Below are 17728 nucleotides of genomic sequence, written 5' to 3' on the forward strand. Positions count from 1 at the left end.
GTATTAAACTGAACCTGGATTTTTAATCATTTTTTCTAGCAACAAAGATTACGAAAAGAGCCTTTTTTTATAAGCTTATTGTTTTTTTGCTCCTATATATTCCAGATTTCGGAAGAATAAGGCGCAAAAAATAAAAAATTGGCGAATTACTTTACATTAATGAGATTTTTTTCGATAATAAAGTCAATCATTATTAAATGTATCTAACCATTAAACTCAATTAAAGGTGATCATATATATGGCGAAAGACCAAATCCTAACCGCCGAACAAGTCATAGAGCGTACAACTGAATATTTAAATACAGAGCATGTTACCATGGTGCGGCATGCATATGAGTTTGCCAGGGATGCCCATAAAGAGCAATTTCGTAAGTCCGGTGAGCCCTATATTATCCATCCCATTCAGGTAGCTGGTATTTTGGCTGATTTGGAGATGGATCCTTCCACGGTTGCGGCAGGATTCCTTCATGACGTAGTGGAAGATACGCCTGTAACCCTGGACCAGCTGAGAGAAGCCTTCAATGATGAAGTAGCAATGCTTGTAGATGGAGTTACAAAGCTTGGCAAGATTAAATATAAGTCACACGAAGAGCAGCAGGCCGAAAATCACAGAAAAATGTTTGTGGCAATGGCCCAGGATATTCGTGTCATTTTGATTAAGCTTGCGGACCGTTTGCATAATATGAGAACGCTGAAGCATCTTCCATTGGAAAAACAGAGGCGGATTGCCAATGAAACACTTGAAATCTTCGCTCCTCTAGCCCATCGTCTCGGAATTTCCAAGATTAAATGGGAACTGGAGGATACTGCATTACGCTATTTAAATCCCCAGCAATATTACCGGATCGTCAACCTGATGAAACGGAAAAGAGCAGAACGGGAAGAGTATCTTGATAATGTAGTGGACGAAGTAAAAGAACGGCTTCAGGAAGTTACAATTAAATCCGATATTTCAGGCAGACCAAAGCATATTTATTCTATTTATCGCAAAATGGCCCTTCAGCATAAACAATTCAACGAAATTTATGATCTGCTTGCTGTAAGGATTGTGGTAAACAGTATTAAAGACTGCTATGCGGTTCTCGGAATTATTCATACATGCTGGAAACCGATGCCCGGCCGATTCAAAGATTATATTGCCATGCCAAAGCCCAACATGTATCAATCTCTTCACACTACGGTAATCGGCCCTAAGGGAGATCCTTTAGAGGTCCAAATCCGGACTATCGAAATGCACCGTATAGCTGAATACGGGGTAGCGGCCCACTGGGCATATAAAGAGGGAAAAGCCGTAAACCAAAAGGCTTCCTTTGAGAAAAAGCTGTCTTGGTTTAGAGAAATACTTGAATTTCAAAATGAATCCGCAAATGCCGAAGAATTCATGGAATCCCTTAAATTTGATCTATTTTCTGATATGGTATTCGTTTTTACGCCAAAAGGAGATGTTATTGAACTTCCTTCCGGCTCTGTACCGATTGATTTTGCATACCGAATCCACTCGGAAATAGGAAACAAGACCATTGGGGCCAAGGTCAATGGCAAAATGGTAACGCTGGATTACCAGCTGAAGACGGGGGATATCATAGAAATTTTGACCTCCAAGCATTCCTATGGACCAAGCCAGGATTGGATAAAGCTTGCAAAAACGTCACAGGCAAAAAACAAAATCAGGCAATTTTATAAACGTCAGAGGAAAGAAGAAAACATTACAAAAGGCCGCGAATTGGTAGAAAAAGAAATCAAGGCGATGGAATTTGACCTGAAGGAAATTCTGACACCTGATAACATTAAAAGAGTAGCGGAAAAGTTTAATTTTGCCAATGAGGATGATATGTATGCAGCGGTTGGATATAATGGCATCACTGCTGCACAGGTGGCTAACCGTTTAACGGAAAAATGGCGTCGTCTCCGTGACCAGGAAGAAGCGGTAAAAGAAATTGTCACCGAAATGAAATCGCCATCCAAACCAAAAAAACGGGATTCTGGGGTGACAGTAAAAGGGATTGATAATTTATTAATCCGTTTATCAAGATGCTGCAATCCTGTTCCTGGTGATGAAATTGTCGGCTTTATCACAAAAGGAAGAGGTGTATCGGTTCACAGGGCGGACTGCCCTAATGTAAACTCTGACGATTTGCAAAACAGGCTTATTGAAGTAGAATGGGAGTCTGATTCTACAGACCGCAAGGAATATAACGTGGATATTGAAATCTCTGGATATGACCGAAGAGGTTTGCTGAATGAAGTGCTTCAAGCGGTTAATGAGACAAAGACGAACATCAATGCAGTAAGCGGGCGCTCAGACCGCAGTAAAATGGCTACCATTATTATGACCATTGCGATTCGCAATATCAGCCATCTTCATCGAGTGGTAGACCGGATTAAGCAAATCCCGGATATTTATTCGGTAAGACGTATTATGAGCTAAAGGAGTTACTTGCAATGAAAGTGGTTTTACAGCGAAGCAAAGAGGCGAAGGTAGAGGTTGCTGACAGTGTTGTCGGTAAAATCACCAAGGGTTTTGTCCTGTTAGTGGGCGTAACTCATGAGGATACGGAAGAAGATGCAGCCTATCTTGCAGAAAAAATTGTTCACCTTCGGGTATTTGAAGATGAAAACGAAAAGATGAATTATTCTTTAAAAGATGTCTCTGGGGAAATTCTCTCTGTGTCTCAGTTTACGTTGTACGGAGACACACGTAAGGGCAGGCGTCCAAATTTTATGAATGCAGCAAAGCCTGACCATGCTCTTTCAATTTATAATCGATTTAATGAATTGTTAAGCGAGCAAGGCATCCACGTGGAAACAGGAGAATTTGGCGCTATGATGGATGTTTCCCTTATAAATGACGGTCCGGTGACATTGATTATGGAAAGCAAAAAAGAGAGCTGAAAATTCAGCTCTCTTTTTTGATACATATAAAATGTTATATTAAGTTAATTATGTAACCAAAGAAGTCTCTGGCTAGCTATAGTTGAAGGGTTACGACTGGGCTTAATGTCCATAAGCCCAGTCGTCTAGAAGCTTAAAAGGCATACATTCAAGACGATTGTCTTATGTTTTTCTCCTAAGGCTGTGCGCCTTGCGCTTTTCTTAGTAATAATTGCTCATTTGAGCTGAATACCAAAAGAGTACATAAGATGTCTATTTAGGAAAAAATCCTATTTGAAATATTGGGTGACGCCATCAAGAATTCCGCTTGTCACACTTTCCTGGTACTCCACGGTATTAACCGTTTTTTCATCTTCAGGATTGCTTAAATAACCAAGCTCAAGCAGGACAGCCGGCTGAGGGTTTTCCCGAATGACATGGAAATCTCCGAATCGGACTCCTCTGTCCGGAATTAATACATTTGCTGAAATTCCCTGGTCGATGGCTTCTGCTAATTGCTTCTGGTTTTGATGATTATAATAGGTAGTATGGCCTGAAACACTTGGATCGGAATCATTGTCAAAGTGAATGGCAATAAAAGCATCTGCATGGTTTATTACTGAAATGGCCACCCGTGCGTCAAGGGAAACATACTCATCCGAATTTCTCGTTAAAATGACGTTTGCCCCTTCATTTTTTAGCTTGCTGGATAATAATTCAGCGGTCTTCAGTGTCATTAACTTTTCCAGCGTACCAGTTACTCCTGTTGTTCCATTGTCGCTGCCGCCGTGGCCCGGATCGATCACAATGGTTTTTCCTTTAATGCCTTTTTTGGATTGTGGGGAATTCAGTTGGCTTGATGTGGAAACAATCCAGGAAGCAACATAGGCACTGCTTCCGTCTGGCAGCTTAATTTTATTCCATTGATTATTCTGACTTTCCATAGGAAATGTATCCCCGGTGTTTGCTCTGGCAACGACATCGGATTGGCTGGAGGGCTCAGCCCGTAAATTAGTCCCGTTATATAAAATCGTAACACTCCCGCTTTTTCCCATTCCTGCTGTATTCATTTGAGTAGCTGACTGGATATTTAGGAAATCCTTTGACACCCATCCGATGATCCTATTTTCCTGAATCTTGGCCCAATCACCATTTTCCGTGATTACAGTAACGTGCTGATTTAGGTTTAAAGAGGTTAAAATACTGGATTGGAGATCAGGGGTTTGCCGAACCCGTACTTGATCAGCTATTACTGTTGCGAAGGAGGCTGAATTGGAAGAGCTTCCTTTTATTGCTGAACTTACAAGCCACTCCGCGATCCATCCGGTATTGTTACCATATTTTACCTTAACCCATCCATTTTTTCGTTCAAGTATGGAAACGGCCTCTCCGTTACTCGCTGTTTGGCTGATTGAATAGTTCAGACCTGGACCTGTACGGATATAGATCCCATTCGAGTTGATGATTCCTTGTTCGGAATCGGCTTTTGTTTTGGCGTAATTATACATATTCCCTGCCGCCACAAGCAGAATGATGACAAGGAGATGCAGCATTTTCTTTCCCACCGGTACACCACCTTTTTTATTGTAATGACAGCCTTGACCATTATATATTCTTGAAAAAAAACAAAACTCCTTTTTTCATGAAAGAAAATAGGTCTTATGGGCAATGCTAATAGGGAAATTGGAAGAGCATTTATCCAATCGCTGAAAAAGGAGAATGCAGGATGAGATCGAATGAAAAGAAGCAAATGGTCCACAATGGCACCTCACACTTTTATGGAACCAGCTTTCATCATTTTATAGAGAGGGAGAATCAGATGACTTCTTTGGATCTGGCGTCAGAGTTTGGATTATCCCTTGCAGAAGTCCGCTTGCTAAAAAAGAAGCTTGAAAGGTCATAATAAATGATTAGGGGTTGACAACAGGTTTAGAGCCTCGTATCATTTATATAAATAAAGTGGCATCTTATACATATAACCGATGACAAAGAACAGTAATTAAGAAACACATGAAAGAGAAGAAGTGCCATAGGCTGAAAGCATTTCACATGATGTCTTAATGAATGAACACTTTAGAGGTTTCGCCCTGAAAAAGGATCTTTTTCTTTAGTAGGGGATGGACGCGAACAGGCGTTAGCTGTTAAGTGGAAGCAGTAGCTTCAATTAGGGTGGCACCACGGGATTCAAACTCTCGTCCCTTGTTTTAATGACAAGGGACTGAGAGTTTTTTTGTTTTTGGCGCTGTTAAAGCCTGTTGATCATTGCAGAAAAGCGCAAGACTTCTGCGGGGCAGGCTCAGTGCTCCTGAGCGGCCTAAATAGCGAATGCCTGCAGTGATGTTATACTGTTAAGCTAAACAGAGAATTGTTTTATATCGTTACATACTGAAGGAGGATTACCATGGCCATTCAAATTCCTCGTGGAACACAGGATATTTTGCCTGGAGAAGTAGAAAAGTGGCAGTATATTGAAGAAGTAGTGAAGGACATCTGCCGCAGATATCAATATAAAGAAATAAGAACCCCCATTTTCGAGCATACAGAGCTTTTTCAAAAAGGTGTTGGAGACACAACTGATATCGTCCAAAAAGAAATGTACACGTTTGAGGACCGCGGAGGAAGAAGCCTGACACTTAGGCCGGAAGGAACAGCATCTGTTGCAAGGTCCTTTGTCGAGCATAAAATGTTTGGAAATCCGAACCAGCCTGTCAAGCTTTACTATAATGGACAGATGTTTAGGTATGAAAGACCGCAAAAAGGACGTTTCCGCCAGTTTGTACAGTTTGGTGCAGAGGTACTTGGTGCACAGGAACCATCCATTGATGCGGAAGTGATTGCTCTTGCAATGGAGATTTACAGGGAACTGGGATTGAAAAATCTTAAGCTTGTTATTAATAGCCTTGGAGATAAAGAAAGCAGAATTGCGCATAGAGATGCACTCATCAGTCATTTTAAACCGCGGATTAATGAATTCTGTGGAGATTGCCAAAACAGGTTGGAAAAAAATCCGCTGAGAATTCTTGATTGTAAAAAAGACCGCGATCACGAACTCATGAAAACAGCCCCATCCATATTGGAATATCTAAATGAGGCATCTAAAGAATACTTTGAAAAAGTTTTATCCTATTTGACAGCACTGGAAATTCCATTTGAAGTGGATGCAACGCTTGTGCGCGGCCTGGATTATTATAACCACACTGCGTTTGAAATTATGAGCAATGCAGAAGGCTTTGGTGCGATCACTACTCTATGTGGAGGCGGCCGTTACAATGGTCTGATTCAGGAAATGGGCGGACCAGAGACCCCGGGCATCGGCTTTGCTTTTAGTATTGAGCGGCTGATTGCAGCCCTTGAAATCGAGGGCATTTCCTTTAACGATGAAACAAAAGTAGATTGTTATATTGTTTCATTAGGAGAGGAAGCGAAGGATTACGCAGTTGTATTACTCCAGCAGCTACGCAAAGCAGGCATTTCTGCAGAAAAGGACTACCTTGACAGGAAAATGAAAGCCCAGCTAAAAGCGGCTGATCGAACAGGAGCCAGGTTCGTAGCAATCCTCGGTGAGGATGAAATCAAGAAAAATGTCATCAATCTTAAAGATATGGAAACTGGCAGTCAAACCGAAATGTCATTAAGTGATTTTGTTTCTGAATTTAAGAAGATATCAACTGGGGAGGTATAAGGATGTTTGGACGTACTTATTATTGTGGAGATGTGACAGAAAAAAATATCGGAGAAACAGTTACTTTAAAGGGATGGGTGCAAAAAAGGCGCGACCTTGGCGGACTTATTTTTATTGATTTAAGAGACCGTGCTGGAATCGTGCAAATTGTTTTTAATCCGGATGTTTCAGAACAAGCATTAAAAATTGCGGAAAAGGCAAGAAATGAGTTTGTTCTGGATGTTAAAGGAACCGTTGTAGCACGTGAAGAGGGAACCATTAACCCTAATCTCAAAACGGGCAGGATTGAAATTAAGGTTGAGGAGGCAGCCATCATCAATGAGGCAAAGACTCCTCCTTTTATGATTGAGAATAAAACCGATGTAGCTGAAGACATCCGCTTGAAATATCGTTATTTAGATCTTCGCCGCCCGGTTATGTTTGAAACCTTTAAAATGCGAAGCGATGTAACGAAATCCTTCCGCAGTTTTCTGGACGGTGAAGGGTTTCTGGATGTTGAGACACCAATGCTTACTAAAAGCACTCCTGAAGGAGCACGTGACTATTTAGTGCCAAGCCGTGTGCATCCTGGAGAGTTCTATGCCTTGCCTCAGTCCCCGCAGCTTTTTAAACAAATGTTGATGGTTGCAGGATTTGATAAGTACTATCAAATTGCCCGATGTTTCCGTGATGAAGATTTGCGCGCTGACCGCCAGCCGGAATTTACCCAAATTGATATCGAAACAAGCTTCTACAGCCAGGAAGACATCATGGATATGACGGAAAGAATGATGAAACGTTTGTTAAAGGATGTAAAAGGAATAGATCTTCCAACTCCGCTGCCTCGTCTAACCTATGATGAAGCAATGAGCCGTTATGGATCCGATAAGCCGGATACTCGTTTTGGAATGGAATTAGTCGACCTCTCTGAATTGGTCAAAAATTCAGGATTTAAAGTATTTGCTGCTGCTGTTGCAGGTGGAGGCCAAGTAAAAGCCATCAATGTAAAAGGGGCAAGCGATAAATATTCACGAAAAGATATTGACGCATTAACTGAGTTTGCAGGGGTTTATGGTGCGAAGGGTCTTGCTTGGTTAAAAGCTGAAGCTCATGAGTTAAAAGGACCGATTGCCAAATTCTTTGGAGAAGAAGAACTCAAGCATTTAAGAGAAGTAATGGGCGCAGAAGCCGGTGACCTTCTCCTTTTCGTCGCTGATAAAAAGTCTGTTGTGGCAGATGCACTAGGTGCATTGCGATTGAAATTAGCGAAGGAACAGGGCCTCATTGATGAAACGAAATTTAACTTCTTATGGGTGACTGATTGGCCGCTATTGGAATATGACGAAGATGCAGGCCGTTACTTTGCAGCCCACCATCCTTTCACAATGCCGGCAAGAGAAGATTTGGACAAGCTTGAAACAAATCCTCAGGATGTAAAGGCACAGGCTTATGACTTAGTATTAAATGGATATGAGCTTGGTGGAGGTTCTCTCCGTATTTATGAACGTGACATTCAAGAAAAAATGTTCAGCGTTTTAGGATTTACGAAAGAACAGGCACAGGAGCAATTTGGATTCCTGTTAGAAGCATTTGAGTATGGTACACCGCCGCATGGAGGAATTGCTCTTGGCCTTGACCGGATTGTTATGTTATTGGCAGGCCGTTCAAATCTCCGCGACACCATTGCTTTTCCAAAAACGGCAAGTGCAAGCTGTATGCTGACAGAGGCACCAGGTGGAGTGAGCGGGGCACAATTAGACGAATTACATTTAGCTCTTGCGATTAAAAAAGAGCAAAAGCAAAACTGTTAAGATAAACCGCTCAATTCAGGCAATCTTTTGTTTGTCGAGATTGGTTGAAAGTTTTCAGTTAATTTAGGTTGATAACGGGACAAAATAGTGGTAATATATCTTTAAGACGACGAGTCCTGATGTGTACGTTTTTTACACCCAATTGTTTTGACCGAACATGGTGTATACGGGAGTTTGGAGTTTTTGGATCGCATACATGCCTTTGTTAAGAGGACGTATAACATCTGAAACAGAACACCCACCTGCTGAAGAGCGGGTTCAAAACACTAGGGTTTGCAACGGCACGATTGGGTCTTGTCATTTTTTTTGCCTTTCACACCCTCTTTATATAGAGGGTTTTATTTTGTTTAAGTGGGAAAATAAAAACAAGCTTTCCTTATAGGTGTTATTAAAAGTTTTTTATTTAAGATTTTTTCTTTCAAAAAAAGCTACTATAGGAGAACGAACATATTTTCATGTGCAATGGTGCGAATTTGATTAGCATGACGGTCTCTGTTAAAGATTTATGCTGATTGAAGCAGAGTCGAGAGCCTCCTGCTTAGAAAAGCGAGTGCCTGCAGCGGATTCAACAGGCAAGACTAACGGAGCCAAAATAAAAAATGGATGTCTTCTTATCGAGAAGCTAATTAAAAAGGCTCCTCATTATTTAAATGGAAGAGGAACACGTAAAGGAGAGCGTGTTGAATTTTCCGTTGATTATGTTTATTCTTATCAAGGTAAAATAGATAGTTTGGAGATGATACATATGCTTCATCAGTTTTCAAGAAATGAATTAGCGATTGGAAAAGAAGGTCTGGATATTCTGAGCAATACAACAGTTGCCGTATTAGGGATAGGCGGTGTAGGTTCTTTTGCAGTCGAAGCCCTTGCCCGTACCGGTATCGGCCGCTTAATCCTTGTTGACAAGGATGATATTGATATCACCAATATCAATCGTCAGCTGCCTGCTCTTCTTTCTACAGTAGGACAGCCAAAAGCTGACCTTATGAAAAACCGAATCAAGGATATTAATCCGGATTGCGAAGTTATTGCGTTAAAAATGTTTTATACGGAAGAAACGTATGAAGAATTTTTTGACCTAAAACCTGATTTTGTCGTGGATGCATCTGATACGATTGTGTATAAAATCCACTTAATGAAGGAATGTTTAAAACGCGGCATACCGATTATTTCAAGCATGGGTGCTGCCAATAAGACTGACCCAACGCGTTTAAGGATTGCAGATATCTCAAAAACTCACACAGATCCTATTGCTAAAGTAATTCGGACAAGGCTCCGTAAAGAAGGAATTACAAAGGGCATTCCTGTCGTATTCTCTGATGAGAGCCCGATTGTGATTCGTGAAGATGTCAGAAAGGTTGTTGGAAACGAAAACGCGGAGATACGCAAGGCGAAGATGCCTCCATCATCCAATGCCTTTGTTCCTTCGACAGTAGGTTTATTTATGGCAAGCCATGTTATTAACACCCTTCTTAAAGAAATTGAAATTAAACGTGTAAAAGATAAATAGGAGCTGCAAGCTGCCTACTCAAACCGTCGTTTTGGCGGTTTTTTTATTGGGTTTGAAACTGGGCGGTTGATTTTATCTCTCATTGTCTATTCGCTTTTTTACTTTAAAGCACAAAAGGGGTCAGACCCCTTCTGTGCTTTAAAGCGATAAACCATTCTGTAATTGGATGAAATGGAAAAAAAGGAAAAAATTGTTGACGTGTATTTTTAGAGTGTTGTACCATGTTTCATGTGGTCCTGAACCAGGTCTCATTCAGAAAGATATCGGAGTAATTGTAATGGGTGGAGCTAAACACTTGAGAAGACGTGAAGTCTTAAGGTAGTCTAAAGAGGGTATTGTAAGGTTTTAAACACCCATTCATGATGTGGGAAAGAATAGGGGAGAGAGTAATGAAGCCTGTAGTAGAACTAAAAAATGTCACCAAAGTCATTAAAGGAAAGAAAATTATTGATTCATTGAGCTTTGATATTTATGAAGGAGAAGTATTTGGGTTCCTTGGACCGAACGGAGCCGGAAAAACGACCACGATTCGGATGATTGTCGGCTTAATGAATATTACGGAAGGCGATATTCTGATTTGCGGCAATAACGTAAAAAGCAGCTTTGAAAAAGCGCTTGGGAATGTTGGAGCGATTGTAGAAAATCCGGAGCTTTATAAATTCCTGACAGGCTATCAAAATCTCATGCAGTACGCAAGAATGATCAAAGGCATCACTAAGGAAAAAATTGATGAGGTAGTCGAGCTGGTGCAATTGAAGGAGCGTATTCACGACAAAGTAAGAACCTACTCCCTTGGTATGCGCCAGCGTCTGGGACTTGCCCAATGCCTGCTTCACGATCCAAAGGTATTAATCCTTGATGAACCCACTAACGGTTTGGATCCTGCAGGCATTAGAGAGATTCGTGATCATTTACGCTTTTTGACAAGGGAAAGGGGAATGGCCGTCATTGTATCCAGCCACCTGCTTTCAGAGATGGAAATGATGTGCGACCGTATAGCGATTATCCAATCTGGAAAACTTGTAGAAGTTCAAAATATTAGGGAGTTTGTTCAGGACTCAAAGCAAAAATATTATATTGAATTAGAGTTTCAGCAAGAGACTGATTTCTCATTTTTAACAGAGTTTCCTTTTGTAAAAAAAGAAAGCGGAATAGAAGTGGAAATGGAAAAAGAGAAAGTGCCGGACCTAATCCGCCTGATTGTTCAAAATGGACTGAATCTGTATGAAGTAAGAGCCGTATCAAAAACACTGGAAGAAAGATTTTTAGAGGTAACAAAAAAGGGGGGAGAACACAGTGCTTAATCTTGTGAAAAACGAATGGATCAAAATTTTTAAACGTCCCGGCACCTATGTCATGATTACGTTGATTATACTCGGGGTAATCGGTACAGGAATCCTTACAAAAATGTATGCTTCCAGCCATACACAGTCAGATGCCTGGAAACAGGATGCTATTGAGCAAGTAAAAAATGATCAAGATCTTATTACTGCAAGTCAAAAAAATCCTTCTTCCGTACCCAAGGATGAATTGCAGAATGCAAAAAAGGATTTGGAGCTCAATCAATATCGTTTGGATCATAATATGTCCCCGGATGAGAATTCGGTCTGGACCTTCATCAATGCTAACATTACGCTCATTTCCTTTACAGGCCTATTTACCATCATAGTTGCTGCGGGTATTGTAGCGAGCGAATTTAATTGGGGGACCATTAAGTTATTGCTGATACGCCCGGTTTCAAGGTTTCGTATCCTTTTATCAAAATACATAACCGTTATACTATTCGGGCTTCTGCTGTTAGCTGTTTTATTTGTTTTTTCGGGAATTATAGGAGCCATTCTTTTTGGAGGAGGGACTGCAAGCAATACTCACCTCGCATATGTCAATGGACATGTAGAAGAACAGAATATTATTCTTTTTCTTATAAAAACATATTTATTAAAATCAATCGATATTGTTATGCTTGCTACGATGGCGTTTATGATTTCTGCAGTATTCAGGAACAGCTCCCTTGCAATCGGAATTTCCATTTTTCTTTTGTTTATGGGAACGACAGTCACTGTAGCCATCGCACAAAAATACGATTGGGCCAAATACATCCTATTTGCCAATACAGACTTAACACAGTATTTTGATGGCAATCCAATTATATCCGGAATGACCATGGGCTTTTCCATTGTCATGCTTATCATTTATTTTGTAGTGTTCCATCTTCTTGCATTCGGGATTTTCACGAAGAGGGATGTAGCCGCGTAACCGAATATGAACAAATAACAGCCGCTGAAGGAGATCAGCGGCTGTTTTCACATAGAGTGTTGCTACTCGAACATAGGATAAATCCGTATGTTTATCTGTACTAGTGGCATCTTTTCGTAATCAATAAGTTATAATCCCCTTATCCTGTAATATTTCTTTTTTAAAAGCTTAGGAAAAAAGCTTATCGATTCTTATTTTTAAGCAGTTTGTCATAAACAATCGCAAGAGCCTGTTCAAACTTTCCGGTTTTCTTCGGTTCATAATAGGCTTTTCCTTTTAACGTCTCTGGTAAATAGGACTGTGCAACCCAGCCGTTTTCATAATCATGAGGATATTTGTATTCGATTCCTCTCCCCAGCTGTTTAGCCCCTTTATAATGTGCATCTTTTAGATGCAGGGGAACTTCACCGCTTTTGCCTGCTCTGATATCCGCAAGCGCCTTGTCTATGGCCACAATGGCAGAGTTCGATTTTGGTGATAAGCAGAGCTCGATAACTGCATTGGCAAGCGGAATCCTCGCTTCTGGAAAACCAAGCTTTTCTGCTGTTTCAATGGCAGCAAGGGTACGTGGACCTGCCTGGGGACTGGCAAGGCCGATATCCTCGTACGCAATAACCAAAAGCCTTCTGGCTATTGTAGGCAGATCCCCAGCTTCAGCAAGCCTCCCAAGATAATGAAGGGCGGCATTTACATCGCTTCCCCGAATCGATTTTTGAAACGCGCTCATGACGTCATAGTGGCCATCGCCATCCTTATCATGAGAAAAGCTTTTCTTCTGCAGACATTCTTCTGCTATTTCAACCGAAATATAAATGGAGCCATTATCATTTGGTTCCGTCGAAAGAACGGCCAATTCAAGGGCATTCAAAGCACTTCTCACATCTCCTCCGCTTGCCTGTGCAAAATGCTCCAAAGCACCTGGTTCCAGCTCTACAGAATATTTTCCAAGGCCTCTTTCTTCATCCTTCAGCGCTCTGACCAGTGCTTTTTCCATATCCTCGGTAGATAAAGGGTATAACTCGAATATTTGGCAGCGGCTGCGGATAGCCGGATTGATTGCATGGTACGGATTGCTGGTGGTTGCCCCAATTAGGATAATCATGCCATTCTCTAAATAAGGCAGCAGAAAATCCTGTTTTCCCTTATCCAGCCGATGAACTTCATCCAACAGTAAAATGACTTTTCCTGACATTTTTGCTTCAGCTGCTACTATTTCCATGTCTTTCTTATTATTGGTCACCGCGTTCAATTTCCGAAAAGCATATTGCGTGCTTCCTGCAATCGCGCTTGCTATGGAGGTTTTTCCAATTCCAGGGGGTCCATATAATATCATAGAAGAGAGCTGTTTTGCCTTTACCATGCGGTGAATAATCTTTCCTTCTCCCACCAGGTGCTCCTGCCCGACAACTTCCTCAATGGATTTTGGACGCATACGGTATGCCAATGGCTGTACACTCATTTTGTTCTCTCCAAACTGTAACATTAATCGTATATTCATCATATCAAATTGGGAGCCGTTATGCATTTAACTCGTGTTCTATGCTATAATGTCAAAAGTTAAATCCATGCAAATGGAAATGAACGAATGGTTTTTTCCGTGATTTAAAAATTCATATAGATGGCTTATATTAATTGAATTCCTCAAACGAGGGGGTACATTACAATTATTATTTTTAAGGCTGTTTTCGCAAAAATTGTTGCTTATTGTACATTGGATAAATCAGTATGCTATCAGTCTTCGTGGCATTTTTTCGTAAACGAACCTTTTGTTTCACTCACTTTTTTAGCGCAAAGTTTACAAAAAGAGTATTTATCAAACATTTTAACGATAGAATCATGAAGAGGCACATAAATGAAAATATCTATATGATGAGCTTTTCCTTTCGGGATAGGGACATTGATGAATGATAAAAGGAAAAACGGGGCGGGATAAATGAAAAACAAGGGCAATTTACGGATACGCTTTTCTGTTTTTGGAATTGGCCTGCTGGTGATGGCATTTGGTCTTGACTTGTTTATAACCTCTGATTTAGGTGCAAGTCCATGGGATGTGCTCCACGTTGGTCTTTTTCACCATTTCGGTTTAAGTATTGGCTCCTGGTCGATTATTGCAGGCTTTTTTATTTTGGTGTTATCTGCTACGCTAATGAAGGAATGGCCAAAACTGGGCGCGTTTTTAAATATGCTTCTTGTTGGAATATTTATGGATCTCTTGTTTAGATTACCTTTCATGGCGACACCTCCTTCATTTGAGGGAAAGCTTGCTATGTTTGGTTCCGGTTTGATCATTAATGGAATTGGAATGGGGATTTATATTTCAGCACAGCTGGGTGCAGGGCCGAGAGACAGTTTTATGCTGGCCGTTCATTTAAAGACTGGCTGGAAAATTTCCCATGTCCGCCGCGGTATGGAAATCATTGTGCTGATGATTGGATGGCTCATGGGCGGACCTGTCTCATATGGAACCATCATTGTTTCTCTTGTAACAGGGACTATTATTGGATATACGCTGCCGGCATCCCAAAAGGCTACAGATGCGTGCATTGCCATGGCTGAAAAACGAAAAGAAAAGAAAGTTATCAATCGGGGTGAAATGTTGTGAAAATATCTACAAAAGGCCGTTATGGGCTTACAATTATGATTGAATTAGGAAAGAGATATGGTGAAGGGCCTACTTCTTTAAAAACAATTGCACAGATTCACGATCTATCTGAGCATTATTTAGAGCAGCTTATTGCTCCATTGCGGAATGCAGGATTGGTAAGGAGTATACGGGGTGCATATGGCGGTTATATTCTTGCGGATGAGCCCGCAAATATTACAGCGGGTGATGTGATAAGAGTACTGGAAGGGCCGATTAGTCCTGTTGAAGGAATTGAGGATGAGGAGCCTGTAAAAAGGTCATTGTGGATGCGGATACGGGATGCTGTAAAAGACGTTTTGGACAGCACGACACTAGAAGATCTGGCTAACTACCAGGATGATGGTGAAACAGAAGGCTATATGTTTTACATTTAACCTGCATAGGAGTAAGATAGGATAATTACATTTAAGATATTTAGAAATAGAGGTGATTCCGATTGGAACGAATTTACCTTGATCATGCGGCAACATCGCCTGTTCATCCAAAAGTGATCGATTCAATCGTTTCTGTATTAAATGAGTCATTTGGCAATCCATCAAGCATTCATTCATATGGGAGAGATGCAAGGCGTTTGTTGGACGAGTCCAGAATGACCATATCATCAAGCATAGGAGCAAGTTTCAATGAAATTGTGTTTACCAGCGGGGGAACAGAAGCTGACAATTATGCCATCATGGGGGTGGCGGAAGCGACGGAGTCCCGAGGAAAGCATATCATTACAACTGCCATTGAGCATCATGCAGTTCTTCATACCTGTGAGTATCTTGAAAAACAGGGTTATGAGGTAACCTATCTTGATGTGGATGATAAAGGTTTTGTGTCTGTTGAAGATGTGAAGAACGCCTTAAGAGAAGATACAGTTCTGGTAACCGTCATGTATGGCAATAATGAAGTAGGCAGTATACAGCCAATAAAAGAAATAGGAGAGCTTTTAAAAAGTCACCAGGCTTATTTCCATACTGATGCAGTCCAGGCTTATGGAATTGAAAAGCTGGATGTGAACGATTTAGGTGTGGATCTTCTATCTGTCTCTGCCCACAAAATTAATGGGCCGAAAGGAATTGGATTTTTGTACTTTAAGACTGGAACAAAAGTAGCTCCGAGGATTTTTGGCGGTGAACAGGAATTGAAGCGGAGGGCAGGCACAGAGAATATTGCATCCATAGCCGGTTTCGCTGAAGCTGTGAAAATTGCCCAAGAAACGATGGGCGAAAAACAGCAGATTTTCCGAAATTTTAAAGCCAGGATGCTAGAAATTTTTGAACAGAACGATATTGAGTTCCTCCTTAATGGTGATATCGGCAAGTCCTTGCCTCATGTCTTAAATGTAAGCTTTCCTGGTACAGATGTTGAATCTTTGCTAGTCAATTTTGATTTGGCCGGAATAGCAGTATCGAGCGGTTCTGCTTGTACGGCAGGCTCGATTGAACCATCACATGTCCTTGTGGCCATGTTTGGAAAGCAATCTGATCGTTTAAGGAATTCTATCCGTTTTAGTTTCGGATTAAATAATACATTGAATCAAATTGAAACAGCTGCCAATCAAGTGGCAAATATTGTTCAGCGTTTTCAAAGCAAGAATCGAAAGTAGGGAAGATAAATGACAAAAGCACCTAAAGATACAAGGGTGGTTGTAGGAATGTCAGGGGGTGTCGACTCTTCTGTAGCAGCATATTTGCTGAAGCAGCAAGGGTATGATGTTATCGGCATTTTTATGAAGAACTGGGACGATACAGATGAGTTTGGGGTTTGTACCGCTACAGAAGACTACAATGATGTCATCCGGGTCTGCAATCAAATCGGTATCCCTTATTATGCCGTGAATTTTGAGAAGCAATATTGGGATAAAGTATTTACTTACTTCCTTGATGAATATAAAGCGGGCAGAACACCAAACCCAGATGTAATGTGCAATAAAGAAATTAAGTTCAAAGCATTTCTAGAGCATGCGATGAATCTTGGAGCCGATTATCTGGCTACAGGACATTATGCCCGCGTGGAAGAACGCGATGGCGAAGTGAAAATGCTGAGAGGCCTTGATGAAAATAAAGATCAAACCTATTTTTTAAATCAGCTTCAACAGCATCAATTAGAAAAAGTTATGTTTCCAATTGGAGACATGGATAAGAAAAGGGTAAGGGAAATTGCCAAAGAAGCAGGCTTGGCCACTGCAACGAAAAAAGACAGTACAGGTATTTGCTTTATCGGCGAAAGAAACTTCAAGGAATTTCTCAGCCAATACCTTCCAGCTCAGCAAGGAACGATGAAAACATTAGACGGTAAAACAATGGGTACACATGACGGTTTGATGTATTATACGATTGGCCAAAGGCACGGCCTTGGAATCGGCGGTTCAGGAGAGCCATGGTTTGCTGTTGGAAAAGATTTAAAGGAAAACGTTCTATACGTAGAACAAGGATTCGACCATGAATCTCTTTATTCCGATTCCATTACAGCTGTAAATACCAGCTGGGTATCCAACAGGGAAGTACCACAGGAATTTACATGCACGGCAAAATTCCGTTATCGCCAGCCAGACAATAACGTAACAGTGAAGGTTCTTCCTAACAACGAAGTGGAAGTCATCTTTGCTGAGCCAATCCGCGCTGTCACTCCAGGACAAGCTGTTGTATTCTATAACGGAGACGAGTGTCTTGGCGGAGCAACGATTGATAAAGTGTTTAGCAAAAACGAACAACTTATGTATGTTGGCTAAAACAAAGTAGGTCAAAAAAAGCCGATCACCGCAGATTGCGGGAGTCGGCTTTTTTATGCAGTTAAGTATAAAAGCTTTTATTGAAAACAGGATGCAACCAATGTAGTCTCTGTTGTGTTTTAACCCATTAAAGCAATAAAGGGGCCTGACCCTTTTAGCGCTTTAATGGGCTAAAATAATTAAGTGAATCGGTTCTTTTTACCTGTTTAACCCGATTAGTCATCGTTTTAACCCGTTTATACTCTTGTTTTACCCGAAA

The 17728-nt window shown here is 41.0% G+C and carries 14 protein-coding genes, 1 other RNA gene and 1 other annotated feature; of the genes, 13 read left to right on the forward strand and 2 right to left on the reverse strand.

The window, feature by feature from the left end:
* Positions 1-238: 238 nt before the first annotated feature.
* Both A5N88_RS00940 and dtd read left to right on the forward strand, forming a co-directional pair.
* A complete protein-coding gene (locus tag A5N88_RS00940) occupies positions 239-2428 on the forward strand; it encodes a RelA/SpoT family protein (RefSeq protein ID WP_066261928.1) in 2190 nt (729 codons plus the stop codon).
* A gap of 14 nt (positions 2429-2442) precedes the next feature.
* A complete protein-coding gene (gene dtd, locus A5N88_RS00945) occupies positions 2443-2892 on the forward strand; it encodes a D-aminoacyl-tRNA deacylase (RefSeq protein WP_066261929.1) in 450 nt (149 codons plus the stop codon).
* A gap of 269 nt (positions 2893-3161) precedes the next feature.
* On the opposite strand, the gene A5N88_RS00950 is transcribed toward dtd, so the two are convergent.
* Complete coding sequence (locus tag A5N88_RS00950) at positions 3162-4436, reverse strand: N-acetylmuramoyl-L-alanine amidase family protein (protein WP_083952967.1); 1275 nt, start codon at positions 4434-4436, stop codon at positions 3162-3164.
* A 161-nt stretch (positions 4437-4597) separates the two neighbouring features.
* Here A5N88_RS00950 and A5N88_RS00955 point away from each other — a divergent pair, with 161 nt between their 5' ends.
* The 7 genes from A5N88_RS00955 to A5N88_RS00985 all read left to right on the forward strand — a co-directional run bounded on the left by A5N88_RS00955 (position 4598) and on the right by A5N88_RS00985 (position 12109).
* A complete protein-coding gene (locus tag A5N88_RS00955) occupies positions 4598-4774 on the forward strand; it encodes an RNA polymerase subunit sigma-70 (protein ID WP_066261931.1) in 177 nt (58 codons plus the stop codon).
* Between the two features lie 70 nt (positions 4775-4844).
* Positions 4845-5074: a binding site (T-box leader), on the forward strand.
* A gap of 198 nt (positions 5075-5272) precedes the next feature.
* Positions 5273-6553, forward strand: a complete 1281-nt coding sequence (hisS, locus tag A5N88_RS00960; protein WP_066261935.1) for a histidine--tRNA ligase — start codon at positions 5273-5275, stop codon at positions 6551-6553.
* Positions 6554-6555: 2 nt separating this feature from the next.
* The gene (gene aspS / locus A5N88_RS00965; protein WP_066261937.1) at positions 6556-8343 is read left to right on the forward strand and encodes an aspartate--tRNA ligase; all 1788 of its coding nucleotides are present in this window, start codon (positions 6556-6558) and stop codon (positions 8341-8343) included.
* Between the two features lie 110 nt (positions 8344-8453).
* Positions 8454-8641: non-coding RNA, 6S RNA (ssrS, locus tag A5N88_RS00970), on the forward strand.
* Positions 8642-9088: 447 nt separating this feature from the next.
* Positions 9089-9853: a tRNA threonylcarbamoyladenosine dehydratase gene (locus A5N88_RS00975; protein ID WP_066270101.1), complete on the forward strand. Its 765-nt coding sequence runs from the start codon at positions 9089-9091 to the stop codon at positions 9851-9853.
* A gap of 389 nt (positions 9854-10242) precedes the next feature.
* On the forward strand, positions 10243-11157 hold the full coding sequence (locus A5N88_RS00980) for an ABC transporter ATP-binding protein (protein ID WP_066261941.1): 915 nt from the start codon (positions 10243-10245) through the stop codon (positions 11155-11157).
* A 52-nt stretch (positions 11158-11209) separates the two neighbouring features.
* A complete protein-coding gene (locus A5N88_RS00985; RefSeq protein ID WP_412733843.1) occupies positions 11210-12109 on the forward strand; it encodes a DUF2705 family protein in 900 nt (299 codons plus the stop codon).
* Positions 12110-12290: 181 nt separating this feature from the next.
* On the opposite strand, the gene A5N88_RS00990 is transcribed toward A5N88_RS00985, so the two are convergent.
* Entirely contained in the window at positions 12291-13568 is a 1278-nt protein-coding gene (locus tag A5N88_RS00990; protein WP_066261947.1) for a replication-associated recombination protein A, read from the reverse strand.
* Between the two features lie 474 nt (positions 13569-14042).
* Here A5N88_RS00990 and A5N88_RS00995 point away from each other — a divergent pair, with 474 nt between their 5' ends.
* The 4 genes from A5N88_RS00995 (at position 14043) to mnmA (ending at position 17469) form a co-directional block, all read left to right on the forward strand.
* Positions 14043-14711 carry a YczE/YyaS/YitT family protein gene (locus tag A5N88_RS00995; protein WP_066261949.1) on the forward strand — a complete coding sequence of 223 codons (669 nt, stop codon included), beginning with the start codon at positions 14043-14045 and terminating at the stop codon, positions 14709-14711.
* Entirely contained in the window at positions 14708-15127 is a 420-nt protein-coding gene (gene cymR, locus A5N88_RS01000; protein WP_066261953.1) for a cysteine metabolism transcriptional regulator CymR, read from the forward strand. Before A5N88_RS00995 ends, cymR begins: the two co-directional genes overlap by 4 nt.
* Before the next feature lie 62 nt (positions 15128-15189).
* Positions 15190-16344: a cysteine desulfurase family protein gene (locus tag A5N88_RS01005; RefSeq protein WP_066261956.1), complete on the forward strand. Its 1155-nt coding sequence runs from the start codon at positions 15190-15192 to the stop codon at positions 16342-16344.
* A 9-nt stretch (positions 16345-16353) separates the two neighbouring features.
* Complete coding sequence (gene mnmA / locus A5N88_RS01010) at positions 16354-17469, forward strand: tRNA 2-thiouridine(34) synthase MnmA (RefSeq protein ID WP_066261958.1); 1116 nt, start codon at positions 16354-16356, stop codon at positions 17467-17469.
* The last annotated feature ends 259 nt before the right edge of the window (positions 17470-17728 follow it).

It is taken from the genome of Heyndrickxia acidicola (assembly GCF_001636425.1).
Classification (GTDB): Bacteria; Bacillota; Bacilli; order Bacillales; family Bacillaceae_C; genus Bacillus_AE; species Bacillus_AE acidicola.